Origin of the sequence: Pseudomonas sp. WS 5410, from assembly GCF_012985645.1 — a bacterium.
In the GTDB taxonomy this organism is placed as follows: Bacteria; Pseudomonadota; Gammaproteobacteria; order Pseudomonadales; family Pseudomonadaceae; genus Aquipseudomonas; species Aquipseudomonas shahriarae.
Genome location: NZ_JAAQWS010000002.1, coordinates 110,307 through 135,617, shown reverse-complemented (window position 1 = coordinate 135,617; position 25,311 = coordinate 110,307). Strand labels below are relative to the sequence as shown.

The window sequence follows — 25,311 nt, the reverse complement described above, 5'->3', positions numbered from 1 at the left end:
GTGTATCAGTCAGCATTTTTAGTGACTGACCCACCGCCATCGCGGGCAAGCCCGCTCCCACACAAGCCCCACATGTTGATTTGCGGCGTTAACGATAGAACAGGCGGTAACCTACCTGCCCCACCGCCTCATTGATCAACTGCCCGCTCTGCCAGATCGACTTGAATTCCGGCATCCAGCCACCCAGTGGCCGGGCATTGTCCACCCCCAGGAAGCCGACCGGTGCCGGCACCACGGTAAAGCCGGCCTTCTCGAAGCTCCACACTGAACGCGGCATATGCCAGGCCTGGGTCACGACTACCACGCGCTTGACGCCCTGGGGCAACAGGATCTCGGCACTCATTTGCGCATTTTCCCAGGTGGTGCGGCTGCGCTCTTCCTTCCAGCGCACGGCCACGCCAAAGTCTTGCTGCATCGACACTGCCATCAACTGCGCCTCGCTGGGCGGCGTGCCGTAGTGCAGGCCGCCGCTGGTCAGCACCGGCAGCCCGGACGCCTTGGCCAATCGCGCCGCGTAGCGCTGGCGCTCCAGGCCGATACCGGTCGGCTGATCGGCGCCCCAGGCCGGATCACCGCGCTCGCGGCCCGAGCCCAGCACCACAATGGCATCGGCCCGTTCTGCCAGGCTGGCCCAGTCTTCCACGGCCAATGGCGGCTCGGTTTCCAAGGCGCGTGCGCCCCACTCCACCATCACCGGCAAGCTGATCAGCCACATCCCGCCAAACCCCAGGGCAAAGCACACGCCGGCCAAGCGTGGACGGGTGCGGCGAAACCACCAGGCAAGGGCCAGCAGCAGCAAGAGAATGCCGGGCGGCAGCAATAATTGTTTGATGAAATAACGAATAGGCATCGAGCATCTCCAAAGATGCCCGAAGCCTAAGGTGTAACGGGGTTTAGCGACAATCTTTACCAGCGGTGGATAACGCTGATCAGGTTACTTGAATCGCACTGACCGCAGCTTTTCCGGGCTGCGGCCGGCGGACAAGTCCTTGAGCCATACCACCTTGGACGATCGCACCGCTTCCCTGGCTGGCACAGGAGCCACCCATTGCGGGATCGGGCGCGCGTTCAAGTCCAGGTAGGCCTTGATCACTTCAAACTCTGCAGGGCTCAAGCCTCGCAGTTCCAGCTCATCAGGCCGTTCGTCACGCAATCGGCCTGCGGTTCTTGCTGCGTCCAGTGCTCGACCCAAGCGGTCGATCAGTCCTTCATACACTTCCGGTTTCGTTCTCATTCGCTGCGAATCAACCATCCCCTCACCTCATTAAAGATAAGTCTCACTCCCCAATAAACAGCGTAGCTGCGCTGACGCAACCAACCGCGCGCCGCGACCAACGGCCTGCGCGGCGCAATCAGGGTTTCCCTCGATAGAGTGGGGTCATGTATGCTACGGCGCTTCCTGTAACTCCACTTCCCGCAGGGTTTGGGCACGGACGCGCCGCTTTTTGGTGTCGCTCAACCCGGACAATGCACCGAAGAGGATTAGGCCACCCCTATTCAGTTCAAAAGTAGCCATGCACGAACAATATCAGCCCCGTGAAATAGAAAATGCCGCCCAAACTTTCTGGGACGAGCAAAAGTCCTTTGAAGTCAGTGAACAGCCAGGCAAGGAGACTTACTACTGCCTATCCATGTTCCCTTACCCCAGCGGCAAACTACACATGGGGCACGTGCGTAACTACACCATCGGCGACGTGATTTCCCGCTACCAGCGCATGCTCGGCAAAAACGTCCTGCAACCTATGGGTTGGGACGCCTTCGGCATGCCTGCGGAAAACGCCGCGATGAAAAACAACGTAGCGCCCGCCAAGTGGACCTACGAGAACATCGCCTACATGAAGACCCAGCTGCGCAGCCTGGGCCTGGCCGTGGACTGGTCCCGCGAAGTGACCACCTGCAAGCCGGACTACTACCGCTGGGAACAATGGCTGTTCACCCGCCTGTTCGAAAAAGGCGTGATCTACAAAAAAAGCGGCACCGTGAACTGGGACCCGATCGACCAGACCGTCCTCGCCAACGAGCAAGTGATCGACGGCCGTGGCTGGCGTTCCGGCGCGCTGATCGAAAAGCGCGAAATCCCGATGTACTACTTCAAGATCACCGCCTACGCCGATGAACTCTTGTCGAGCCTCGACGACCTGCCGGGCTGGCCTGAACAGGTCAAGACCATGCAGCGCAACTGGATCGGCAAGTCCAAGGGCATGGAAGTGCAGTTCCCGTACAACGTCGATTCCATCGGTGAAACGGGCGCTCTGAAAGTTTTCACCACCCGTCCGGACACCCTGATGGGCGCGACCTACGTCGCCGTGGCCGCCGAACACCCGCTGGCCACCCAAGCCGCACAGAACAACCCTGAGCTGCAGGCCTTTATCGCCGAATGCAAAGGCGGCAGCGTGGCTGAAGCCGACGTCGCCACCCAGGAGAAAAAAGGCCTGCCGACCGGGCTGTTCGTCGAGCACCCACTGACCGGTGAAAAACTGCCGGTTTGGGTCGCCAACTATGTGCTGATGCACTACGGCGATGGTGCAGTAATGGCAGTGCCCGCTCACGACGAGCGCGATTTCGAATTCGCCACCAAGTACAACCTGCCGATCAAGTCTGTGGTGCGTACCAGTTCCGGTGATACCAACCCGGCCCCATGGCAAGACGCCTACGGCGAACACGGTACCCTGATCAACTCCGGCGAGTTCGACGGCCGGGACTTCGTAGGCGCTTTCGACGCCATTGAAGTCGCCCTGATCAAGAAAAAACTCGGCGCCTCGCGTACCCAGTTCCGCCTGCGCGACTGGGGCATCAGCCGCCAGCGCTACTGGGGCTGCCCGATCCCGATCATCCACTGCGAAACCTGCGGTGACGTGCCGGTACCGGAAGACCAACTGCCGGTCGTCCTGCCCGAAGACGTGGTGCCGGACGGCGCCGGTTCGCCACTGGCGCGCATGCCCGAGTTCTACGAGTGCAGCTGCCCGAAATGCGGCCAGCCTGCCAAGCGTGAAACCGACACCATGGACACCTTCGTCGAGTCCTCGTGGTACTACGCCCGCTACGCCTCGCCGCACTATGAAGGCGGCCTGGTGGAAAAATCCGCAGCCGACCACTGGTTGCCGGTGGATCAGTACATCGGTGGTATCGAACACGCGATCCTGCACCTGCTGTACGCGCGCTTCTTCCACAAGCTGATGCGTGACGAAGGCCTGGTCAGCTCCGACGAGCCGTTCAAGAACCTGCTGACCCAGGGCATGGTGATCGCCGAGACTTACTATCGCCGCGAAGCCAATGGCGCCTACACCTGGTTCAACCCGGCGGACGTCGAGTTGGAGCGTGACAGCAAAGCCAAGGTGATCAGTGCCAAGTTGAAATCCGACGGCCTGCCGGTGGAAATCGGCGGTACCGAGAAGATGGCCAAGTCGAAGAACAACGGCGTCGACCCGCAGTCGATGATCGACCAGTTCGGCGCCGACACCTGCCGCCTGTTCATGATGTTCGCCTCGCCGCCCGATATGAGCGCCGAATGGTCGGACTCTGGCGTCGAAGGTTCGCACCGCTTCCTCAAGCGCGTCTGGCGCCTGGCCCATGGCCATATCAGCCAGGGCTTGCCGGGCAAACTGGACGTGGCGTCGTTGAGCGACGAGCAGAAACTCATTCGCCGCAGCACCCACCTGGCCATCAAGCAAGCCAGCCAGGACGTGGGCCAGCACCATAAATTCAACACCGCCATCGCCCAGGTGATGACGCTGATGAACGTGCTGGAAAAAGCCCCGCAGGCTACCGAACAAGACCGTGCACTGGTGCAGGAAGGCCTGGAAGCAGTCGTCCTGCTGCTGGCGCCGATCACCCCGCACATCAGCCACGACCTGTGGAGCCAGTTGGGCCACAGCGGCGCGGTGATCGATGCTGCATGGCCGGTCGCGGATGACAGCGCCCTGGTCCAGGACACGCTGCAACTGGTGATTCAGGTCAACGGTAAACTGCGCGGCCAGATCGACATGCCTGCCAGCGCCAGCCGCGAAGAAGTCGAAGCCGCTGCGCGCTGCAATGAGAACGTGCTGCGCTTCACCGAAGGCCTGACGATCCGCAAAGTGATCGTAGTGCCCGGTAAACTGGTCAATATCGTCGCTAGCTAATCGGATCGGGCGCCAGGGCAAGAGCCCTGGCGCCGAACAAAACCTCCAGGGCCTCGATAAGGCCCACATGGTTTCAAGGGGAGCAATAAAATGATCAAACGCAACTTGCTGGTTATGGGCCTTGCCGTACTGCTGAGCGCATGCGGCTTCCAGCTGCGCGGCACCGGCACCACGGAACTGGCGATCAAGGAATTGGATGTCAGCGCGCGCAACTCCTATGGTGAAACCGTGACCCAGCTGCGCCAAACTCTGGAAAACAGCGGCGTCAAAGTCTATAACGGCGCAGCTTACAAGCTGGTGCTGATCGACGAGAAAGAGACCCAGCGTAACCTCAGCTACGCCAGTGCCGGCCGGTCTTCGGACATCGAGTTGAGCAGCGTGCTCATGTTCCAGATCCAGGGCCACGACCAGTTGCCGCTGATCAGCGACAAACTGCAAGTGCAGAAAGTCGTGACGCACGACGGCAACAACCTGGTCGGTTCCGACACTGAGGTCAATCAGGTGCGCAATGAAATGCGCCGTGACCTGGTCCAGCGTATGGTCCTGCGCCTGCAGATGATCAGCCCGGCCCAGCTCGATGCCCTGCAGCAGACTGCCGACGCCAAGGCCAAGGCGGATGCCGAGGCGCTGAAAGCCGCGCAGGACTATGAAAACAGCATTCCCAAGCAATCGCCTGTTGAAGTCCCTGCCGAGTAAACCAGACGGGGCGCGTCATGCGCCCCGTCCATCCAGCCTATGAAACTCGCCCCCGCCCAACTCGCCAAACACCTGCAAGGCAACCTCGCGCCCGTGTACATCGTCAGTGGCGATGATCCGCTGTTGTGCCAGGAAGCCGCCGACACCATTCGCCAGGCTGCGCGCCAGCAAGGCTTTGATGAACGCCAGGTGTTCAGCGCCGACGCCAGCTTTGACTGGGGCACCCTGCTCCAGGCCGGGGCCAGCATGTCGCTGTTTGCCGAAAAACGCCTGCTGGAACTGCGCCTGCCCTCGGGCAAGCCCGGCGACAAAGGCGCGGCAGCCCTGATGGAGTACTGCGCCCGCCCCGCCGAGGACACGCTGTTGCTGATCAGCCTGCCCAAGCTCGATGGCAGCGCGCAGAAAACCAAATGGGGCAAGGCGCTGGTGGAAGGGGCACAGACCCAGTTCATCCAGATCTGGCCGGTGGACAGCAGTCAGTTGCCGCAATGGATTCGCCAACGCCTGTCGCAAGCCGGATTGTCTGCCAGCCAGGACGCAGTCGAACTGATCGCGGCCCGGGTTGAAGGCAACCTACTGGCGGCGGCCCAGGAAATCGAAAAGCTCAAGCTGATGGCCGAAGGTGGCCAGATCACCGTCGAGACCGTGCAGGGCGCGGTGGCCGACAGCGCACGCTTTGACGTATTCGGGCTGGTGGACGCAATCCTCAACGGTGATGCGGCCCACGCCTTGCGCATGCTCGAAGGGCTGCGCGGTGAAGGGGTCGAGCCGCCGGTGATTCTCTGGGCGCTGGCCCGGGAACTGCGCTTGCTGGCCAATATCGCCCTGCAGTACAGCCAGGGCACCCCTCTGGACAAGGCCTTCAGCCAGGCCCGCCCGCCGGTGTGGGACAAGCGCAAGCCCCTGATGAGCAAGGCCCTGCAACGGCACTCGGCGCAACGCTGGGCGCAATTGTTGCTCGAAGCCCAACGCATCGACGCGCAGATCAAGGGCCAGGCCGCAGGGTCGCCGTGGATGAGCTTGAGCCGTTTGTCGCTGCTGATGTCCGGCCAGCGCCTGGCACTGCCCGCCGAATAGCACGCTCGCCCAACCACCACAAAACCAATGTAGGAGCTGGCTTGCCTGCGATGCAGGCGCCTCGGTGTGTCAGTCATGCGGTGGTGATGCCATCGCAGGCAAGCCAGCTCCTACAGTTTTGATCGTCGCCGTATTCAGGTTTTTGATATTTCCTACATCGCGCCGGGCTGGACAGCCGGCAGACTTCGGCAGATGATTTGCACCGCATCACCCACCCCATCGGAGAGTCCCGATCATGAGCAAAAAGCCATCCAAGCATGGCCCCAACAAGGCCAAATCCATCATCGCCCAGCCGTTGTTCCGCAGTCGCCAGGAACGCGCCGGCAAAGGCAAAGGCAGCTACCGCCGCGAAGCCTTCCAGTCTAATAGCTGGGAGGCTTCTTACTTTCTGGCTGCCTGAAGGCAAGCGCCCCTCTGGCATGATAAGGTCTGCACCTGATTCGTATTTCCTGGACCTGTGCATGCCCTCTAGTCTTTCCCGTCGTTGGCACCTTCGCCAATTGATTGCTGCCTCCAGCCTGATCCTGTTAGTCGCCTGCGCCGAAAAACCCACCGCCGCCGACGCTCAGCCCCTGCCCACGCTCCAGACCGCACCGGTTGCCGCCCCCGCCGTAGTTGCGCCCCTGGCGGTGACCAATCTCGATATCCAACCGACCCAGACCTTTGCCGAATGGCAGGCAGGTTTTCGCGTCGAGGCCCTGAAGGCCGGTATCACCCCGACGGTATTCGACACCGCCTTCGCCAACGTCACCCCCGACATGGCGGTCATCCGCGCCGACCGCAGCCAGCCGGAGTTTTCCCGCCCGGTGTGGGAATACCTCAACGGTGCCTTGTCGGCGCTGCGCGTACGCAATGGCCAGGCCTTGCTGATCAAGCACGCCGATATCCTGCAAAGCATCGAACAGCGCTACGGCGTTGATCGCCAGGTGCTGGTCTCGGTGTGGGGCATGGAAAGTAACTTCGGTTCGTTCCAGGGCAATAACTCGGTGATCCGCTCCCTGGCGACCCTGGCCTATGAAGGCCGCCGGCCGGCATTCGCCCAGGCGCAGTTGCTGGCCGCGCTGCAAATCATCCAGCACGGTGACATTCCAGCCGAACAGATGCGCGGTTCGTGGGCCGGCGCCATGGGCCAGACCCAGTTCATACCGACCACCTACAACACCCACGCCGTGGACTTCGACGGCGACGGTCGCCGCGACATCTGGAACAGCTCGGCCGACGCCCTCGCCTCCACTGCGCACTACCTGCAAAGCTCGGGCTGGCAGAAAGGCCAGCCGTGGGGCTTTGAGGTGCAGCAATTGCCGACAAACTTCGATTACGCCCTGGCTGATGGCGTGGTGCGCAAGCCGGTCGGCGAATGGTTGAAGCTGGGCCTGCGGGTGCCGGCCGGTGCCAGCGTGCCGCCCAACGTAGAAACGCTGTCGGCCGCCCTGCTGCTGCCGGCCGGCCATCGTGGCCCGGCGTTCCTGGTGCTGGATAACTTCCGCGCAATCCTCAAGTACAACAACTCGTCGTCCTACGCCCTGGCGGTCGGCCTGTTGTCCGAGCGTTTTGGCGGCGGTGGGGTGATTCGCGGCGATTGGCCAACGGATGAACTGCCACTGACCCGCTCCCAGCGCATCGAGTTGCAGACGGTGTTGAGCGCCAATGGCTATGAGGCCGGCAACCCGGACGGGATTATCGGCGCCAATACGCGCAAGGCGATTCGTGCGGCGCAGCAGTCGTTGGGCTGGCCGGCGGATGGATATCCGACGGTGAAATTGTTGGAGTCGTTGCGTAGCCGCTAGATCGGTGTAGGGCGACTGCCGCTCCCACATTTGGAATGCAATTCCCTGTGGGAGCCAGCTTGCTCGCGATAGCGTGCCGACAGGCGGCAAAACACTCAGAGCCTAGACACCACATCCTGCTCCAGCACCAGCCGCTGTTCCCCCGCATCCAGGCGCACCAAGGCGCCCATCGGCAAGGTCAGATTGGGGTCGCAATGGCCGCTGCGCCAGCCGGACAGGACCGGAACGCAGAACGGTTGGAAGGTCTGTTTCAGCAGCCGCTCCAGCGCGACGTTATCCACTCCCGCCACATCCCCCACCAGCACACCGCGCACCTGCGCCAGCTTGCCCGCCAGGCGCAAGTGCGTCAGCAGGCGGTCGATGCGATAGATTGGCTCGTTGACGTCCTCGATAAACAGGATGATGCCCTCGGCATCAAGCTCGAAGGGCGTGCCCATCACCGCCGCGATCATCGACAGGTTGCCCCCCAGCAAGCGCCCACAGGCGATGCCAGGCTCAATGGTGGTCAGCGGGTACGCCACTGGGTGCGCCAGCACACTGCCAGCGCCCAGCTGGCCGCGCAGCAGGCTGAACAGTGATGACTCAGTGGGCTGTTGCTTGTCACCGAGCAGGTCGGCATTGAGCATCGGGCCGTGGAAGGTCACGAAGCCGGCGTAGCGGCTGATCGCCAAGTGCAGCGCGGTGATATCGCTGTAGCCGACGAAGGGCTTGGGATTGGCTGCCAGCAGCTCGAAATCCACGCTATCGAGCAAGCGTGGGGTGCCGTAGCCACCGCGCAGACAGAAGATGGCGTCGATCTCGGGGTCGGCGAAGGCCGCGTGCAGGTCGCGCAGGCGTACTTTATCGCTGCCGGCCAGATAGCCATCGCGCTCATACACCCCCGAGAAAATCCGCAGCTCGTAGCCACGGGCGCGCATCCATTGCCCGGCCTTTTCAACATCCAGCGCGGCGGGGCCAGCGGGGGCAATGAGGCCGATCACACCTTCGGCGCGCAGGGCGGGTACGACGGTGGCAAGCGGGTTAGTCATCCTTGGTTCTCCCTATTCTGTGCAGCGCAACGAACTGTGGGAGCGGGCTTGCCCGCGATGCACACGCCTCGGTGTATCAGTTGCACCGAGGCGATGCTATCGCGGGCAAGCCCGCTCCCACACAAACCAGCCCCCCTACACGCCCATCCACACAAATGGATCGGCGCCAAGGTTTAGGAAACCAGGCTAGCCTTGACCAGCTTGGCCTGTTCGTCGGCGTGGTACGACGAACGTACCAGCGGGCCCGACGCGACGTTCTTGAAGCCCATCTTGTAGCCTTCTTCGGCAAACCAGGCAAAGGTGTCCGGGTGCACGAAACGCTGCACCGGCAAGTGGCTGCGCGACGGTTGCAGGTACTGGCCGAGGGTCAGCATGTCGATGTCGTGTTCGCGCATGCGCTTCATGACTTCGATGACTTCTTCGTCGGTTTCGCCCAGGCCCAGCATCAGCCCGGACTTGGTCGGGATGTGCGGCATCATCTGCTTGAATTTCTGCAGCAGGGTCAGCGACCACTGGTAGTCCGAACCCGGACGCGCAGCCTTGTACAGGCGCGGAACGGTTTCCAGGTTGTGGTTGAACACATCTGGCGGCTCGGCGGCGGTAATTTCCAGGGCGACGTCCATACGGCCACGGTAGTCCGGGACCAGGGTCTCGAGCATCACGTTCGGCGACAGTTTGCGGATTTCGCGGATGCAGTCGGCAAAGTGCTGAGCACCGCCGTCGCGCAGGTCATCGCGGTCTACCGAGGTGATCACCACGTACTTGAGTTTCAAGTCGGCGATGGCGATGGCCAGGCTTTCCGGCTCGTTGACGTCCAGTGGCTTCGGCCGGCCATGGCCAACGTCGCAGAACGGGCAACGACGGGTGCAGATGTCACCCATGATCATGAAGGTCGCGGTGCCGCCGGAGAAGCACTCGCCCAGGTTCGGGCACGAGGCCTCTTCGCACACACTGTGCAGCTTGTGCTTACGCAGCAGCGCCTTGATACGGTCGACTTCCGGCGAGACCGGGATGCGCACGCGGATCCAGTCGGGCTTTTTCGGCAGCTCGGTGGTCGGAATGATCTTCACCGGGATGCGTGCAACCTTCTCGGCGCCGCGCAGCTTGACGCCGGCTTCCACCTTGGCACGCGGAGCCGGGGCCGGACGCTCGGTAATGTCCAGCGTCGGGATCATGGTTTGCACAACATCAGTAGTCATATCAGTCGATTCCGCCCGTCAGGGTCGTCTGCTCAGCATAGTCGAGGTGTTTGACGAGCTGCGCGCGCAGCCGGGCACTTACCTCGGCAAATTCTAGGGGTGTTGCGTGATCGCTCAACTGGGTCATGGCCAAACCGGCGTAACCACAGGGATTGATCCGGCGAAACGGCGCCAGGTCCATGTCCACGTTCAGGGCCAGGCCATGAAAGGAACAGCCATGGCGGATGCGCAGGCCCAGGGAGGCGATTTTCGCGCCGTCGACATACACACCTGGAGCATCGGGCTTGGCCGCGGCAGTCACACCATAACTGGCCAGCAGCTCGATCAGGCAGTTTTCCATGCGACTGACCAGCTCACGCACGCCGTAACCCAGCTTGCGCACATCCAGCAGCAAATAAGCCACCAGTTGTCCGGGCCCATGGTAAGTCACTTGACCACCTCGGTCGACCTGCACCACCGGAATATCACCCGGAAGTAGTAGATGCTCAGCCTTGCCAGCCTGGCCCTGGGTGAATACCGGCGGGTGTTCCACCAGCCATATTTCGTCGGGAGCCGAGCTGCCGCGCTCATTGGTAAAGCGCTGCATGGCGTGCCAGACCGGCTCGTACGCCATCTGGCCGAGCTCGCGAAAGCCCAGGACCTGCGACATCACAACACCATATGTACGAAACCGGTGGCTCGCAGTTCGCTGTTGATGTCGTAAAGCTGGTCTTGACCGGTCGCAACGATGTGCAACTGAATCGTGGTGTACTTACCGTTGGTGCTCAAGCGCTCATCCACACGGTTGTCGTTGATCGTTGCGTGTTTACGCATGATCTCGAGGATCTTGTCTTTGTTGCCCACACCGGTATCGCTGATCACCTTGACGGGATAGTCCGTCACCGGGAATTCGATCTTTGGCGCCTTTACTTCTTTATCGGTCATGGCGAAACGGCCTCGTAAGCGGTAAGCCGTGGCGACGGGCAAAGCCCCGCGTCGGATCAACGCGGGGCCTTGCGGGTGCACACAATCAGTTGAACAAGCCGTAGAAGAATAGACGGATGCTATCCCACACGCGGCGGAAGATACCACCTTCCTCAACGGCGTCGAGTGCGATCAGATCGGCGCTGTGTACGACTTTGTCGTCCAGCTTCACTTCGACTTTACCGATCACATCGCCCTTGGCGATTGGCGCGGTCAGTTGTGGGTTCATGGTCATGCTGGCAGCCAGCTTCTTCAGCTGGCCTTTAGGCATGGTCAGGGTCAGGTCGTCAGCCAGGCCGGCCTTGACTTGACGCTCGGTGCCTTTCCACACAGGAGCCTGGGCCAGTTCGGCACCCTTCTGGTAGAAGGTCTGGGTTTCGAAGAAACGGAAGCCATAGGTCAGCAGCTTCTGGGTTTCCGCCGCACGGGCCTGTTCGCTGTTGGTGCCGAACACCACGGCGATCAGACGTTGGCCGTCACGCACAGCCGAGGACACCATGCAGTAGCCGGCTTCGTCGGTATGCCCGGTTTTCAGGCCGTCGACGGTCTTGTCGCGCCACAGCAACAGGTTGCGGTTAGGCTGCTTGATGTTGTTCCAGAAGAATTCTTTCTGGGAGTAGATGGCGTAGTGCACCGGGTCGACACGAATGATCGCGCGCGCCAGGATCGCCATGTCATGGGCCGACGAGTAGTGGTCTGGGTTTGGCAGGCCGGTCGGGTTCATGAAGTGACTGTTGGTCATGCCCAGGTCAGTCACGGTTTTGTTCATCATGTCGGCAAATGCATCTTCGCTGCCGGCAATGTGTTCGGCCAGGGCGACGCTGGCGTCGTTACCGGACTGGATGATGATGCCGTGCAGCAGGTCGCTGACAGTGACCTGGGAGCCAACCTTGATGAACATCCGCGAACCGCCGGTGCGCCAGGCGTTTTCGCTGACGGTCACCGGATCGTTTTCACCGATCTGGCCGCGACGGATTTCCAGGGTCGCGATATAGGCGGTCATCAGCTTGGTCAGGCTGGCCGGCGGCAGGCGCTGGTCACCGTTGTTTTCGACCAGCACGTTGCCGCTGGCGGCATCCATGAGCACGTAGGACTTGGCAGCCAGTTGCGGTGGCGCTGGCATCATTTCGACGGCCCAGGCAGCGGGCGCAATGATCAGCGGGACAAGCAGGCACAGGCGTTTGGCTAAGGTGGTGATGTTCATCCGTCTCTCGAAATTGCTTATGGAAACTTGCCCTCGCGGGCAAAACATTCAGACAGCCCGTCACCAGGCTGTCGCGTATTCAGTTGCCAGCTCAACCCTTGCCTTCGGGTTTTTATTATTCGAAGAGCCTGCAACCAGGGCCCCGGCGCGCAAGCGTGCCAGCACCCTCGATCCGCTACTGCTTATTCGGCGCCGACCACGCTGGGCTGACCCAGGTTGGCCAATCGCACGCTGTTCTGTACCTGGGCAATCTCGCCCGCCGAGCCGATGGGGCCCAGGCGTACCCGGTGCAGGGTCTGCTGGTTACGCACAATGGAGCTGATAAAGACTGGCGCGCTGACCATCCCGCTGAGCTTGGACCTTAACAGTTCTGCCGCATCCGGGTTGGCGAAAGCGCCGACTTGCAGGTACTGCCCGCCCGCTGCATTGCCCGGCGCCGCCTGTGGCACCGCCACGACTGGCGCGGCGTGCTGCTGGGGCGGCGGCGTCCACTGCTCGACCTTGCCCGCCGAAGCGGTGATCTGCGGTTGGGCGCTTTGTGGTTCATTGAGCATCAATGGCGCTGGCTTGCCGCGCTGGGCCCAGTACTGGGCCGGATCGATGCCTTCGACCTTGACCCGCGCCGTGCCGGATTCGGCATAGCCGAGTTTTTTCGCGGCTGCGTAGGACAAGTCGATGATTCGGTCGGAGTAGAACGGCCCACGGTCGTTGACCCGCAGGATTACCACGCGGTTGTTGTCCAGGTTGGTCACCCGTACATAGGCCGGCAGCGGCAAGGTCTTGTGGGCCGCGCTCATGCCGTACAGGTCATACACTTCGCCGTTGGCGGTGTTCTGCCCGTGGAACTTGGTGCCGTACCAGGACGCGGTGCCCGACTGCACATAGTTCTTGGATTCCTGCAGCGGGAAGTAGGTCTTGCCCAGTACCGTGTAGGGGTTGGCTTTATAGTTGCCGGTATGCAGGGTCGGCGTGGCATCCGGGATGCGCGAGACGTCGACGTCCCACCACGGCGCGCCGTCCTTGTGAGCCCGGTTGATATCCAGCCCCGGCTGCGCGCGAACTACCGGGCCACCGGCCTTCTGCACCGGCGCACGGCTGGTGGAGCAACTGACAACCAGCAAGGACAATGCGGCAAGCGCCACCAGCTTGAGCGGTTTATTGATCGGCGATACCCGCATTACTTGACGCCCCGTGCTTGAACCAGCATGTCTGACAGCTGATGTACGGCCATGGCGTACATCACACTGCGGTTATAACGCGTGATTGCGTAAAAATTCTTCAGGCCCATCCAGTATTCCGGGCCGTCTGCGCCCTCCAGGCGGAAGGCGGTAACCGGCATATCATCGCGCAGCGCATCATGACTTGACCAGCCCAGCGCCCGCAACTCCCCGACGGTTTTCACCGGTTCGATGCCCTGGGTCAGGCCTTCATCGGCGCGATCGCCCGTGACATCGGCGCGAATCACCACCGGCTCGCCAGCCACCCAGCCGTGACGCTTGAAGTAGCTGGCAACGCTGCCGATGGCATCATCGGGGTTGCTCCAGATGTTGATATGGCCATCACCGTCAAAATCCACGGCGTAGGCGCGAAAGCTGCTCGGCATGAACTGTGGCAGGCCCATGGCCCCGGCGTAGGAGCCTTTGAGGGTCAATGGGTCGACCTGCTCTTCACGGGCCAGCAGCAGGAACTCGCGCAGTTCCTTGCGGAAGAATTCGGCACGGGGCGGGTAATCGAAGCCCAGGGTCGACAAGGCGTCGATCACCCGGTAGCTGCCGGTATTGCGCCCGTAAAAGGTTTCAACGCCGATAATCGACACGATCACCTGGGCCGGCACGCCATATTCCTGCTCGGCACGGGCCAGTACGGCCTCGTGCTGGCGCCAGAAGTCCACACCCCGCGCCACCCGGGCGTCGGTGAGGAACATCGGGCGATAGTCCTTCCACTGTTTGACGCGCTCGGCGGGGCGAGAGATCGCATCGAGGATCGACTGCTTGCGCTGGGCCTCGCGGAACACGCCCATCAGTTGTTCGCCGGCGAAACCATAGTCACGCGTCATCTCACCGACAAACTCGGCGACCTGGGGCGAGCCGTCGTAATCGCCGGCCAGGGCTGGCTGTGCAGCGCCAAAGGCGCCCACCAAGCCCAGACAGGACGCATACCGAGCAGCCCAGCCGCGCATTGCTTGCATTGACATCTTCACCTTATTCAAACCTGTGCGATCCACTTGCGATGGGTATGGATCGACATCAAGACCCCAAACGCTGACAGTAATGTCACCAACGAAGTTCCGCCGTAGCTAATGAACGGCAACGGCACCCCAACCACCGGCAGCAGGCCACTGACCATACCGATGTTGACGAAAACGTAAACAAAAAAAGTCATTGTCAGCGCGCCGGCAAGCAATTTGCCGAACAACGTCTGCGCTTGCGCGGTAATCACCAGGCCACGCCCGATCAACAGCAAGTAGATCAGCAACAGTGCGCAGATGCCCACCAGGCCGAACTCCTCGCCCATCACCGCGATAATAAAGTCAGTGTGGCTTTCCGGCAGGAAGTCCAGGTGCGACTGGGTGCCCAGCAACCAACCCTTGCCAAACACGCCGCCGGAACCGATGGCCGCCTTGGACTGGATGATGTTCCAGCCGGTGCCCAGCGGATCGCTCTCGGGGTCGAGGAAGGTCAGGACTCGCTGCTTCTGATAATCGTGCATGAAGAAGAACCACATGGCGACAGCCACCGGCACAGCCGCCACCAGCACACTGACGATCCAGCGCCAGCGCAGACCGCCCATGAACAACACGAATGCACCGCCAGCAAGAATCAGCAGGCCGGTGCCGAGGTCCGGCTGGCGCACGATCAGAATGAATGGAATGCCGATCAGGATCAGGCTGATCCCCACATGCTTGAGCTGCGGCGGCAAGGTGCGCTTGGCCAGGTACCAGGCGATGGTGGCCGGCATGAGGATCTTCATGAATTCCGACGGTTGGAAGCGAATCACCCCCGGGATATTGATCCAACGGGTGGCGCCCATGGCGTTGTGACCCATGACGTCCACCACCACCAGCAGCAGCACCCCGGCGACATACCCCAGCGGCACCCAGCGCGCCATGAAGCGCGGCTCCAGCTGGGCGATAACCACCATCGACAACAGGCCCAGGCCAAACGAGGACGCCTGCTTGATCAGCAGGTCCCAGTTCTTGCCACTGGCCGAATACAGCACGAACAGGCTACCGGCTGCCAGGGTCAGCAGCAGGATCAGCAACGGGCCATCAATGTGCATGCGCTGCAACAAGGTGGCGCGGCGGCGCATCACATCCTCACTGGAGAGAATGCGGTCGAAATTACTCTTCACGGGCCGTAGCCTCCGCGCTTGAAGGGTTGGCAAACTCAGGCTTGAGCTTGCCGTCCTGGTCCAGCAACCAGGCGTCCATGATCTGGCGCACCACCGGGGCGGCCACGCCGGAACCGGACTCGCCGTTCTCGACCATCACCGCCACGGTGATTTTCGGGTTGTCGGCCGGGGCGAAACCGACGAACAAGGCGTGGTCGCGATGGCGTTCCTGGACTTTGGAGCGGTCGTATTTCTCGCCCTGCTTGATTGCGACCACCTGGGCGGTCCCGCTCTTGCCGGCAATCCGATACTGCGCGCCAATGGCCGCCTTGCGCGCCGTGCCTCGCGCGCCGTGCATCACTTGTTGCATGCCGTGGTTGACCTTGGCCCAGTCGGACGGGTCGCGCAGGACGATGTCCGGGATCGGGTTTTCATCCACCGGCTGTTCACCCTCGATGGTCTTGGCCAGGTGCGGACGAATCCACTTGCCTTTGCTGGCCACCAGCGCCGTGGCCTGGGCCAGTTGCAAGGGCGTGGCCTGCATATAGCCCTGGCCGATCCCCAGGATCAGCGTCTCACCGGGGAACCAGGCCTGGCGCCGGGTGGCGCGCTTCCACTCGCGGGACGGCATCAGGCCTGGGGATTCTTCAAACATATCCAGGGACACTTTCTGACCGAGGCCGAACTTGCCCATGTAGGTCGATAAACGATCAATCCCCAGCTTGTGGGCCAGGTCATAGAAGTAGGTGTCGTTGGAACGCATGATCGCCGTATCCAGGTCCACATAGCCGTCGCCGGTACGGTTCCAGTTACGGTATTTGTGATCGTAGTTGGGCAACATGTAGTAACCCGGATCGTAGACCCGGCTGGAAGCAGTCACGACACCGGCATCCAGGCCGGCAATCGCCACCGCCGGCTTGATGGTCGAACCCGGTGGATACAGACCGCGCAGCACCCGGTTGAACAACGGCCGGTCGATGGAATCACGCAACTCGGCATAGGCCTTGAAGCTGATCCCGGTGACAAACAGGTTGGGGTCGAAACTCGGCTGGCTGACCATGGCCAGGACCTCGCCGGTGTTCGGGTCCAGCGCGACCACCGCACCACGACGCCCGCCGAGGGCCATTTCCGCGGCCTCCTGCAGCTTGATATCCAGGCTCAGGACAATGTCCTTGCCGGGAATCGGGTCGGTGCGCTTGAGCACCCGCAGCACCCGGCCACGTGCGTTGGTCTCGACTTCCTCGTAACCCACCTGGCCGTGCAGCTCCGGCTCGTAGAAGCGCTCGATACCGGTCTTGCCGATATGGTGGGTGCCGCTGTAATTGACCGGATCGAGGGTTTTCAGCTCTTTTTCGTTGATCCGCCCCATATAACCGACCGAGTGGGCAAAGTGCGCCCCCTGCGGGTAATGCCGCACCAGTTGCGCCACCACCTCCACCCCCGGCAGGCGGAACTGGTTCACGGCGATCCTGGCGATCTGCTCTTCAGTCAGCTCAAACAGGATCGGCACCGGTTCAAACGGGCGCCGCCCCTGCTTCATGCGCTTCTCGAAGATCGCCCGGTCTTCCGGCGTCAGTTGCAGCACCTCGACAATCACATCAAGGATCTGCTGCCAGTCACCGGACCGTTCGCGGGTCATGCTCAGGCTGAAACTGGGCCGGTTATCGGCAATCACCACGCCATTGCGGTCGAAAATCAGGCCACGGGTTGGCGGGATCGGCTGCACATGCACCCGGTTGTTTTCCGACAACGTGGAGTGATACTCGTACTGGATCACCTGCAGGTAATACAGGCGGGCGATCAACACGCACATCAACGCCACCACCGCGATCGCGCCAAAGATCACGCGCGCGCGTACAAGACGTGCGTCTTTCTCGTGGTCCTTGATGCGGATCGGCTGGGTCATCAGGCAGGGCGCAGACTATTTGTGGTAAGGGTGCCCGGACAGGACTGTCCAGGCGCGATACAGCTGTTCACCAATCAGAATCCGCACCAGCGGATGGGGCAACGTCAGGGGCGACAGCGACCAGCGCTGATCGGCCCGTGCACAGACTTCCGGCGCCAGCCCCTCGGGGCCGCCGACCATGAAGTTGACCGTGCGCGAATCCAGGCGCCAGCGATCCAGTTCCACCGCCAACTGCTCGGTGCTCCAGGGTTTGCCGTGCACCTCAAGGGTGACGATGCGCTCGTTGGCACCGACCTTGGCCAGCATCGCCTCGCCTTCCTGACGGATAAAGCGCGCCACATCGGCGTTCTTGCCCCGGGTGTTGAGGGGTATTTCCACCAGTTCCAGCGCCAATTCGGATGGCAGACGCTTGGCATATTCATGCCAGCCTTCTTCCACCCACTTGGGCATGCGTGAACCGACAGCGATCAGACGCAGGCGCACAGCCGTTCCTTATTCCTGGTCTTTGTTGAGCTTGTCGAAGTGCGCGTGACCGACTTCAGGGCTGTGGTGCTTGCCATCGGCAGCACGGCTCTGCTCGGCGCCTTTCCACAGACGCTCCAGGTCGTAGAACTGGCGAGCGTTGCTGGTCATCATGTGTACGATCACGGTGTCCAGGTCAGCCAGCACCCAGTCGCTATCGCCCTTGCCTTCTTCACCCAGTGGCTTGACGCCCTGGGCTTTGACGGCTTCGCGAACCTTGTCCAGCATCGCGCCGATCTGGCGGTTGGAGGTACCGGTGGCGATGATCATGAAGTCGGTGATGCTTTGCTTGTCGCGCACGTCCAGGACCTGGATGTCCTGGGCCTTCACGTCTTCCAGGGCGGCTACGGCCAGCGCGACCAGCGCTTCGCCTTCAGGGGCCGGGACCAGCAGGGCTTCCACTGGCAACGGTGCGCTCTTGAACGTGCCTTTGCGCTTAACTTTGCTTACGTCTTTGTTCGTCATATAAAACTCGTTTTGCTCATTAGTTCGGGCGCTTCAATACACGACTATTCGTGCCTTCAAGCGCGCCTTTTCAGTTCGACGCACGGTAAAGCCCGTGCGCATCGATGTAGGCCAGGACCGCGTCAGGCACCAGGAAACGTACCGACTTACCGCTGGCCAGCAGTTGACGGATCTGGGTGGCGGACACCGCAAGCGGGGTCTGCCAGACGAATGCAATATTCCCGCTCGGCCCGGTCAGGGCCTGTGGGTCACTTACCGACCGCGCTGCCAGCAGGTTGCGCAAGGCATCCGGCGGTTCGCTGTCGGCATCCGGGCGTTGCAAAACCAGGATGTGGCAATGCTGGAGCAACTCTTCCCAGCGATGCCAAGTGGGCAGTCCGCAAAATGCGTCCCAGCCCAAAAGCAGAAACAACTGGTCATCGGCGGCCAACTCGGCCCGCGTCTGTTCCAGGGTGTCGATAGTGTAGGACGGTTTATCGCGTTTGAGCTCGCGGTCGTCCACCACCAACGGGGCAATCCCGGCCACCGCACACTGCACCATCGCCAGGCGCTCCTGCGCGCTGACCTGCGGTGTGTCCCGGTGCGGCGGCCTGGCATTGGGGATCAGCCGCAGCTCTTGCAGCCCGAGGGTATCCGCCACTTCCAGGGCACTGCGCAAATGGCCGATGTGCACGGGGTCGAAGGTACCGCCGAGCAGCCCGATGCGTTTACCCATCAAGTGCGCACATGACCATCGCCAAAGACCACGTACTTCTCGCTGGTCAGGCCTTCCAGGCCCACCGGGCCACGGGCATGCAGCTTGTCCGTGGAAATCCCGATCTCCGCCCCCAGGCCGTACTCGAAGCCGTCGGCAAAACGCGTCGAGGCGTTGATCATCACCGAAGCAGAGTCTACTTCGGTGAGGAAACGCCGGGCATCGCTGAAATGCTCGGAAACAATGGCGTCGGTATGCTTGGAGCCGTAGGTATTGATGTGCTCGATGGCCTGGTCCAGGTCATCGACGATACGAATCGACAGGATCGGCGCCGTGTATTCGGTGTACCAGTCCTGCTCGGTGGCTTCGATCACGTCGCTGCCCAGCAATGCCCGGGTACGCTCGCAACCCCGCAACTCCACGCCTTTGTCACGGTAGATTGCAGCCAGCGGCGGCAACACGCGCTCGGCAATGCCGGCGTGGACCAACAGGGTTTCCATGGTGTTGCACGGCGCGTAGCGGTGGGTCTTGGCGTTATCGGCAATGCGGATCGCCTTGTCGAGATCGGCCGCCACGTCGATAAACACATGGCAGACGCCATCCAGGTGTTTGATAACTGGCACCTTGGCATCGCGGCTGACACGTTCGATCAGGCCCTTGCCGCCGCGTGGAACAATTACGTCGACAAACTCCGGCATGGTGATCAGCGCCCCGACGGCGGCGCGGTCGGTGGTTTCCACCACTTGCACCACTTCAGCCGGCAACTCGGCCACGGCCAGGCCTTGCTGGATGCAGGCGGCGATGGCGCGGTTGGAATGGATCGCTTCGGAGCCGCCGCGCAGGATGGTGGCGTTGCCGGACTTCAGGCACAGGCTCGCGGCGTCGATGGTCACGTTGGGCCGCGACTCATAGATGATGCCGATCACGCCCAGGGGCACGCGCATCTTGCCGACCTGGATACCTGACGGCAGGTAGCGCATGTCGCGGATCTCACCGATGGGGTCCGGCAGCTTGGCCACCTGGCGCAAGCCTTCGATCATGTCGTCGATACGGGCCGGCGTCAGCGCCAGGCGATCCAGCAATGCCGGCTCCAGACCATTGGCCCGGCCGTTGGCCAGGTCCAGCTCGTTGGCAGCGGTCAACTCGGAGCGCGAGGCATCCAGAGCATCGGCGGCTGCCAGCAGGGCACGGTTCTTCTGCGCGGTGCTCGCACGGGCGATCAACCGCGAGGCCTGACGGGCAGCGCGACCCAGGCGGGTCATGTAGTCAAGAACGGACTCAGTCATGGTCTGGTGGGATCTTGGCAAAGAGGAAAGCGGCAGATTATAGCTGTCGCGCCGTCCTACGGACAGCGGTGAGGGGCGGATGGTCGAAATGAACTGTAAAAACTCGACGTTCAGCGGTGATTAAGGCTGAAGTTGATATCATCCTGTCACATTTGGCCTGCGCAACCGTCCATCGTCATGTCCAGTTCTCACCCAAAGCTCCCCGCCAACCCCCTGCCTGATGGCTTTTTCGACCGCGACGCGCAAACGCTCGCGAAAGATTTGCTGGGCAAAGTCATCCGCCATCGGGTCGGCGAGTTGTGGCTGTCGGCGCGAATTATTGAAACCGAAGCCTATTATTTGGCCGAAAAAGGCAGCCATGCGTCCCTCGGCTACACAGAAAAGCGTAAGGCTTTGTTTCTGGATGGCGGCCACATCTATATGTACTACGCCCGTGGCGGTGACTCCCTGAACTTCAGTGCCCAGGGGCCAGGCAATGCCGTGCTGATCAAGTCGGCCTACCCCTGGGTGGATGAGGTATCAGGGCCTGCCAGCCTGGCGCAAATGCTCCTCAACAACCCCGACGCCAGCGGCCGTCCACGCCCGGCCCAGAAGCTTTGCGCCGGGCAAACCCTGCTGTGCAAGGCCCTGGGTTTAAAGGTGCCAATGTGGGACGCCAAGCGCTTCGACCAGGAGCGGCTGTACGTCGAGGATGTGGGCCTGGCCCCCACGCAGATTATCCAGACCACCCGCCTGGGCATTCCCGGCGGGCGCGATGAACACCTGATGTATCGCTTTGTCGATGGCGGCTATGCGCCCTATTGCACACGGAACCCGTTGCGACGCGGCCAGGTCGAAGGCCGCGATTACGTTTTGATTTGAAATATGCCCTGCAGGAATGGGCTTATGGGGGAGCGGGCTTGCTCGCGATAGCATCACCTCGGTCTGTCAGTCATACCGAGTCGCCTGCATCGCGAGCAAGCCCGCTCCCACACAAGCTCGCCCCTATAGAGGGACATCACCACTGATGGAGAGGATTGTATGGGCCCATGGCTCGATGGCATTACTGGCTGGCTGACCCTTAACCCGCAATGGCTGGCCGCGGCGGTGTTTATCGTCGCCTTTGTGGAATGCCTGGCCATCGCCGGGATTATCGTGCCAGGCACGGTGCTGCTGTTTGCGATTGCCGCACTGGCCGGCAGCGGCGCGCTGTCCCTGAGTGAAACCCTGCTGCTGGGCTTACTCGGCGGGCTTTTGGGCGACGGGATTTCCTACTACCTGGGCCGGCATTTCCACCAGAACATCCGGCGCCTGCCCGGCTTGCGCCATCATCCCGAGTGGATGGACGGGGCCGAGGCCTACTTCCAGAAGTACGGCATCGTCAGCCTGCTGGTAGGACGCTTCATCGGCCCATTGCGCCCCATGCTGCCCATGGTCGCCGGGATGTGTGATATGCCGTTCCCGCGCTTTGCCGCCGTCAGCGTGCTGGCCGCCACCGGCTGGTCAATCGCCTATCTGTTGCCGGGCTGGGCCGCCGGCGCGGCGTTTCGGTTGCCGCTGCCCGAAGGGTTCTGGCCCGAGGCCGGGGTGGTTGCCGCGTGCCTGGCCGTGTTGTTCGGCATCGCCCTCAACAGCACCCTGCGCGGCCATCGCCGGGCCACGTTGTGGATGGGCTGCGCCAGCCTGGCGTTGTTGATCGCGATGTTTATCGGTTATCCGTACCTGAACCATTTTGACCAGGGTTTGATGGCCCTGGTCCAGGAACACCGAGGCCCGGCGATGGACCGGATCATGGTGATGACCACCCAGTTGGGCGAGTTCAAGAAGATGTTCGTCGCCAGCGCGGTGCTGACCGGCCTGCTGCTGCTGGCGCGACAATGGCGCCAGGCGATTTTCGTCGGTGCCACCCTGCTCGGGGCCGCGCTGATCAACACCGGGAGCAAGCTGTTCTTTGCCCGCGGCCGGCCAGAAATCCTCGTCGACCCGCTGACCAGCTTCAGCATGCCCAGCGGTCACGCCTCTGGCTCGTTTGCGTTCTTCCTCGCGCTGGCGGTGCTGGCCGGGCGCGGCCAACCGACCCGCATGCGCCTGGCGTGGCTGCTGCTGGGCGCCATTCCGGCCGCTGCCATTGCGTTGTCACGGGTGTATCTGGGGGCCCACTGGCCGAGCGATATCCTCGCCGGCACCTTGCTGGCCATGACGGTCTGCGCCTTCAGCCTGACCTTGAGCCAGCGCCACAGCCTGCTGCCGCCCATGGCGCCGAAGGTGTGGTGGTTGATCGTGCCGGGTTGCGTGGCGGTCCTGGGGTTCTTTGCCCTGACCGGCACCTCCCATGCCCTGCTGCGCTACGCTTACTGAGCTAGGCCGGGCCGACCCAGTCCACGGGAGCGTGACGCCGTTCGGCGCAGCGCTCCCGGCGCTCCAGCAACATTTCATCGGCAATTTCGGCAGCCCGCTCGGCAATGTATTCGGGGCCGCGATCGCGGGCCTGCTGAATCACTTGCGCGGTTACGCTGACAAAAAATGCGTCCCAGACCAGTTGCTCCGATGGCGATAATCGAATCATGTTCATTCCCTGATAGTGGTGGCGGAGCCTCCACTATTTCAGGCGATGGGCACGCGGCAACGATGAAAAATCCGAAGCGGTCATGGATTATTCCGAGATAACGACACTCAAGCGAACAGCTCGCCCTGCAATTCATCTAGCAGCACCTGAATCGCATCCAGGCGCAGCACCGGATCGTCGAGCTGCAACAGCTCGATCTTGTCGGCGTCGGTAAACGGCAACAGGTAGGCCAGGCGGTTGCCCAGTTCCTGCTGCCCGTGCACGTCGGCCCCCATATCCAGTGAGGCGACCATCGGATGCTCGGCCAATGCCTGCAGCAGGGCCAACAGGTCGGCGTCTTCCTCATCCAACGGGCGCTCGGGCTGCTCTTGCAGCCACTCGACATCGGCGACCAGTAGTTGATCGCGCTGGACCTGCGCCTCCCGCACCAGAAACCTGCGCCCACCCTCGACACGGATCCCCAGCAGGCCATTGTCCTGCTGCTTGAAATCCCGAATCAGCGCTTCGCACCCCATCAATGCATAGCCGTCCGGCGCGAGGCCGACTTCCTGGCCATCGAGGATGCACACCACACCAAAGCCTTCGCCCTTTTTCATACAGCGACTGATCATGTCCAGGTAGCGCGCCTCGAACAGCTGCAGGTCGAGGGTGCAGCCTGGAAACAGCACAGTATTGAGAGGGAACAGCGCCAGACTCATAAAGCGTTCCTTAAACCCGACTTAAATCGCCAAAGACACGGCCAATGGCAGGAATACTGCCGTGGCCACGCCCATCAAACTCATCGCCAATGCCGCAAAGGCGCCGCACTCCTCGCTTTCCTGCAAGGCCACCGAGGTGCCGACCGCGTGGGCGGTCATGCCCAGGGCCATGCCCCGCGCCTCCGGGGTGTGCACGCCCAGGTACGACAGAAAGGCCGGCCCGATCATCGCCCCGATGACCCCGGTGATCAGCACGAACACCGCGGCCAGTGCCGCGACGCCGCCGATCTGCTCGGCCACCAGCATGGCGATGGGCGAGGTCACCGACTTGGGCGCCATGGTCATCAGCACCATGTGTTCGGCGCCAAACCACCAACCCAGCCACACGCACAGGCCAGTGGCAAACACGCCCCCCACCACCAGCGTAGTAAAAATCGGCCAGAACAACTGGCGAATCCGTCGCAGGTTCAGGTACAGCGGCACCGCCAGTGCCACGGTGGCCGGGCCCAGCAGGATGCTCATGATCTCGGTACTTTTGCGGTATTCGACATAGGTCAGGCCGCACCCCAGGAGCACGCCGATCACCAGCAACATCGAGACCAGCACCGGTTGCAGGAAGATCCAGCGAGTTTTCTCGAACCCCGCCAGCACCAGTTGATAGGCGCCCAGGGTAATGCCGATGCCAAACAAGGGATGGTGGATCACCGCAGCCCACGCGCCCTGCCAATCGAAGGTCATTGCCCCTCCTCCCGCTGTGCCTGGCGCTTGACCAGCTTTTGCATGAGCACGCCGACAAAGGCCATGGCAATCACCAGCGACAACACCAGCGCCCCGACGATGGCCCAGAAGTCGGCGGCAATGTCCTTGGCATACACCATCACTCCCACTGCCGGCGGCACCAGCAGCAACGGCAGGTAACGCAACAGGCTGCCGGCCGCCAGGCTCAGTGGCTCACCGACCTCGCCGCGCCACACCAGATACGCCAGCAGCAACAGCAGGCCGACAATCGGCCCCGGCAAAACCGGCAGGAACAAGTGATTGATTGCCGTGCCCAGCAATTGAAACAACACCAGCCATGTCAAACCGCGTAACAACATGGGTTTTTCTCCCCCAAAAGCCCGTGGGCATTATAAGCACGCCGCTCCTATGAACAGGCATTCGCCAAAAGCATGGTGGGTTGACCGGGCCATTTGCCCATGATGATCTACATTGGTTCTCTGCAAACCACCTAAAACAACAACCCCCTGCCGGCGCCAGCGTGCCCGTGCCGCCAGGGAGAGATAGATGAACCAAGGAGAGTCGCAATGCCCTTTGTACCTGTAGCGCAACTCAATGAATATGTCGGCAAGGAACTGGGACGTTCCGCATGGCTCACCATCGACCAGGAGCGTATCAACCTGTTCGCGGAAGCGACCGGCGATTTTCAGTTCATCCACGTTGACCCGGTAAAAGCCGCCCAGACTCCGTTTGGCAGCACCATCGCCCATGGCTTTCTGTCGCTGTCGCTGATCCCCAAATTGATCGAAGACATCCTGATCATGCCCGAGGGTTTGAAGATGGCGGTCAACTACGGCCTGGACAGCGTGCGCTTTATCCAGCCGGTGAAAGTCAACTCCAAGGTACGCCTGGCGGTGACCCTCACCGACGCCACGGAGAAAAAGCCTGGCCAGTGGCTGCTCAAGGCCACCTGCACCCTGGAAATCGACGGCCAGGAAAAACCGGCCTACATCGCCGAGTCGCTGTCACTGTGCTTCGTCTGACACACCTGTAGGAGCCGGCCTGCCGGCGAT

The 25,311-nt window shown here is 61.9% G+C and carries 27 protein-coding genes; 8 read left to right on the top strand and 19 right to left on the bottom strand.

What is annotated here, in order from left to right; translation table 11 throughout:
- Nucleotides 1-88: 88 nt before the first annotated feature.
- The gene (locus HBO24_RS04065) at nucleotides 89-850 is read right to left on the bottom strand and encodes a YdcF family protein (protein ID WP_057439012.1); all 762 of its coding nucleotides are present in this window, start codon (nucleotides 848-850) and stop codon (nucleotides 89-91) included.
- A gap of 84 nt (nucleotides 851-934) precedes the next feature.
- Nucleotides 935-1,252 (bottom strand): hypothetical protein, encoded by a 318-nt coding sequence (locus HBO24_RS04060; RefSeq protein ID WP_057439011.1) that lies wholly within the window; start codon nucleotides 1,250-1,252, stop codon nucleotides 935-937.
- 262 nt (nucleotides 1,253-1,514) lie between these two features.
- On the opposite strand from HBO24_RS04060, the gene leuS reads away from it, so the two are divergent.
- The 5 genes from leuS to HBO24_RS04035 all read left to right on the top strand — a co-directional run bounded on the left by leuS (nucleotide 1,515) and on the right by HBO24_RS04035 (nucleotide 7,681).
- Nucleotides 1,515-4,121, top strand: a complete 2,607-nt coding sequence (gene leuS, locus HBO24_RS04055; RefSeq protein ID WP_170059335.1) for a leucine--tRNA ligase — start codon at nucleotides 1,515-1,517, stop codon at nucleotides 4,119-4,121.
- A gap of 90 nt (nucleotides 4,122-4,211) precedes the next feature.
- Nucleotides 4,212-4,817 carry an LPS assembly lipoprotein LptE gene (lptE, locus tag HBO24_RS04050; protein WP_057439009.1) on the top strand — a complete coding sequence of 202 codons (606 nt, stop codon included), beginning with the start codon at nucleotides 4,212-4,214 and terminating at the stop codon, nucleotides 4,815-4,817.
- A 39-nt stretch (nucleotides 4,818-4,856) separates the two neighbouring features.
- Complete coding sequence (holA, locus tag HBO24_RS04045; RefSeq protein ID WP_057960696.1) at nucleotides 4,857-5,894, top strand: DNA polymerase III subunit delta; 1,038 nt, start codon at nucleotides 4,857-4,859, stop codon at nucleotides 5,892-5,894.
- A 235-nt stretch (nucleotides 5,895-6,129) separates the two neighbouring features.
- Nucleotides 6,130-6,294, top strand: a complete 165-nt coding sequence (gene arfA / locus HBO24_RS04040; RefSeq protein WP_003176285.1) for an alternative ribosome rescue factor ArfA — start codon at nucleotides 6,130-6,132, stop codon at nucleotides 6,292-6,294.
- Nucleotides 6,295-6,355: 61 nt separating this feature from the next.
- Entirely contained in the window at nucleotides 6,356-7,681 is a 1,326-nt protein-coding gene (locus tag HBO24_RS04035) for a lytic murein transglycosylase (protein WP_170059334.1), read from the top strand.
- 95 nt (nucleotides 7,682-7,776) lie between these two features.
- Here the strand turns inward: HBO24_RS04035 and HBO24_RS04030 are convergent, their stop codons facing one another.
- From HBO24_RS04030 to HBO24_RS03970, 13 genes are all read right to left on the bottom strand, one after another.
- On the bottom strand, nucleotides 7,777-8,709 hold the full coding sequence (locus HBO24_RS04030; RefSeq protein ID WP_170059333.1) for an LD-carboxypeptidase: 933 nt from the start codon (nucleotides 8,707-8,709) through the stop codon (nucleotides 7,777-7,779).
- Nucleotides 8,710-8,882: 173 nt separating this feature from the next.
- Nucleotides 8,883-9,884: a lipoyl synthase gene (gene lipA / locus HBO24_RS04025; protein ID WP_057444888.1), complete on the bottom strand. Its 1,002-nt coding sequence runs from the start codon at nucleotides 9,882-9,884 to the stop codon at nucleotides 8,883-8,885.
- 25 nt (nucleotides 9,885-9,909) lie between these two features.
- Nucleotides 9,910-10,557 carry a lipoyl(octanoyl) transferase LipB gene (gene lipB, locus HBO24_RS04020; protein WP_115129075.1) on the bottom strand — a complete coding sequence of 216 codons (648 nt, stop codon included), beginning with the start codon at nucleotides 10,555-10,557 and terminating at the stop codon, nucleotides 9,910-9,912.
- Nucleotides 10,557-10,832 (bottom strand): DUF493 domain-containing protein, encoded by a 276-nt coding sequence (locus tag HBO24_RS04015; RefSeq protein ID WP_029292256.1) that lies wholly within the window; start codon nucleotides 10,830-10,832, stop codon nucleotides 10,557-10,559. Before HBO24_RS04015 ends, lipB begins: the two co-directional genes overlap by 1 nt.
- An 85-nt stretch (nucleotides 10,833-10,917) precedes the next feature.
- The gene (locus HBO24_RS04010; RefSeq protein ID WP_029292257.1) at nucleotides 10,918-12,075 is read right to left on the bottom strand and encodes a D-alanyl-D-alanine carboxypeptidase family protein; all 1,158 of its coding nucleotides are present in this window, start codon (nucleotides 12,073-12,075) and stop codon (nucleotides 10,918-10,920) included.
- A gap of 182 nt (nucleotides 12,076-12,257) precedes the next feature.
- On the bottom strand, nucleotides 12,258-13,253 hold the full coding sequence (locus HBO24_RS04005) for a septal ring lytic transglycosylase RlpA family protein (RefSeq protein WP_115129076.1): 996 nt from the start codon (nucleotides 13,251-13,253) through the stop codon (nucleotides 12,258-12,260).
- The gene (gene mltB, locus HBO24_RS04000; RefSeq protein ID WP_115129077.1) at nucleotides 13,253-14,263 is read right to left on the bottom strand and encodes a lytic murein transglycosylase B; all 1,011 of its coding nucleotides are present in this window, start codon (nucleotides 14,261-14,263) and stop codon (nucleotides 13,253-13,255) included. Before mltB ends, HBO24_RS04005 begins: the two co-directional genes overlap by 1 nt.
- Nucleotides 14,264-14,280: 17 nt before the next feature.
- Nucleotides 14,281-15,384 carry a rod shape-determining protein RodA gene (gene rodA / locus HBO24_RS03995; protein ID WP_050492738.1) on the bottom strand — a complete coding sequence of 368 codons (1,104 nt, stop codon included), beginning with the start codon at nucleotides 15,382-15,384 and terminating at the stop codon, nucleotides 14,281-14,283.
- 31 nt (nucleotides 15,385-15,415) lie between these two features.
- Nucleotides 15,416-17,311, bottom strand: coding sequence for a penicillin-binding protein 2 (mrdA, locus tag HBO24_RS03990; protein WP_115129078.1), 1,896 nt, complete (start codon nucleotides 17,309-17,311; stop codon nucleotides 15,416-15,418).
- Between the two features lie 15 nt (nucleotides 17,312-17,326).
- A complete protein-coding gene (gene rlmH, locus HBO24_RS03985; protein WP_029292262.1) occupies nucleotides 17,327-17,794 on the bottom strand; it encodes a 23S rRNA (pseudouridine(1915)-N(3))-methyltransferase RlmH in 468 nt (155 codons plus the stop codon).
- 9 nt (nucleotides 17,795-17,803) lie between these two features.
- Nucleotides 17,804-18,298: a ribosome silencing factor gene (rsfS, locus tag HBO24_RS03980; protein ID WP_032861691.1), complete on the bottom strand. Its 495-nt coding sequence runs from the start codon at nucleotides 18,296-18,298 to the stop codon at nucleotides 17,804-17,806.
- A 70-nt stretch (nucleotides 18,299-18,368) separates the two neighbouring features.
- Nucleotides 18,369-19,013, bottom strand: coding sequence for a nicotinate-nucleotide adenylyltransferase (gene nadD / locus HBO24_RS03975; RefSeq protein ID WP_057439003.1), 645 nt, complete (start codon nucleotides 19,011-19,013; stop codon nucleotides 18,369-18,371).
- On the bottom strand, nucleotides 19,013-20,278 hold the full coding sequence (locus HBO24_RS03970) for a glutamate-5-semialdehyde dehydrogenase (RefSeq protein ID WP_057960706.1): 1,266 nt from the start codon (nucleotides 20,276-20,278) through the stop codon (nucleotides 19,013-19,015). Before HBO24_RS03970 ends, nadD begins: the two co-directional genes overlap by 1 nt.
- A gap of 177 nt (nucleotides 20,279-20,455) precedes the next feature.
- Between HBO24_RS03970 and HBO24_RS03965 the strand changes: the two genes are divergently transcribed.
- Nucleotides 20,456-21,139 carry a DNA-3-methyladenine glycosylase gene (locus tag HBO24_RS03965; protein WP_057444875.1) on the top strand — a complete coding sequence of 228 codons (684 nt, stop codon included), beginning with the start codon at nucleotides 20,456-20,458 and terminating at the stop codon, nucleotides 21,137-21,139.
- 159 nt (nucleotides 21,140-21,298) lie between these two features.
- Nucleotides 21,299-22,615: a bifunctional DedA family/phosphatase PAP2 family protein gene (locus tag HBO24_RS03960; RefSeq protein WP_057960708.1), complete on the top strand. Its 1,317-nt coding sequence runs from the start codon at nucleotides 21,299-21,301 to the stop codon at nucleotides 22,613-22,615.
- Nucleotide 22,616: 1 nt separating this feature from the next.
- Here HBO24_RS03960 and HBO24_RS03955 read toward each other — a convergent pair whose 3' ends face one another.
- The 4 genes from HBO24_RS03955 to HBO24_RS03940 form a co-directional block, all read right to left on the bottom strand.
- Complete coding sequence (locus HBO24_RS03955; protein WP_057439037.1) at nucleotides 22,617-22,823, bottom strand: hypothetical protein; 207 nt, start codon at nucleotides 22,821-22,823, stop codon at nucleotides 22,617-22,619.
- Nucleotides 22,824-22,930: 107 nt separating this feature from the next.
- Nucleotides 22,931-23,521: an LON peptidase substrate-binding domain-containing protein gene (locus HBO24_RS03950; RefSeq protein ID WP_170059332.1), complete on the bottom strand. Its 591-nt coding sequence runs from the start codon at nucleotides 23,519-23,521 to the stop codon at nucleotides 22,931-22,933.
- Nucleotides 23,522-23,542: 21 nt separating this feature from the next.
- The gene (locus tag HBO24_RS03945) at nucleotides 23,543-24,259 is read right to left on the bottom strand and encodes an LrgB family protein (RefSeq protein WP_169959814.1); all 717 of its coding nucleotides are present in this window, start codon (nucleotides 24,257-24,259) and stop codon (nucleotides 23,543-23,545) included.
- On the bottom strand, nucleotides 24,256-24,618 hold the full coding sequence (locus HBO24_RS03940) for a CidA/LrgA family protein (RefSeq protein WP_057438999.1): 363 nt from the start codon (nucleotides 24,616-24,618) through the stop codon (nucleotides 24,256-24,258). Before HBO24_RS03940 ends, HBO24_RS03945 begins: the two co-directional genes overlap by 4 nt.
- Before the next feature lie 207 nt (nucleotides 24,619-24,825).
- Here HBO24_RS03940 and HBO24_RS03935 point away from each other — a divergent pair, with 207 nt between their 5' ends.
- Entirely contained in the window at nucleotides 24,826-25,281 is a 456-nt protein-coding gene (locus HBO24_RS03935) for a MaoC family dehydratase (protein ID WP_029292272.1), read from the top strand.
- Nucleotides 25,282-25,311 lie beyond the last annotated feature (30 nt).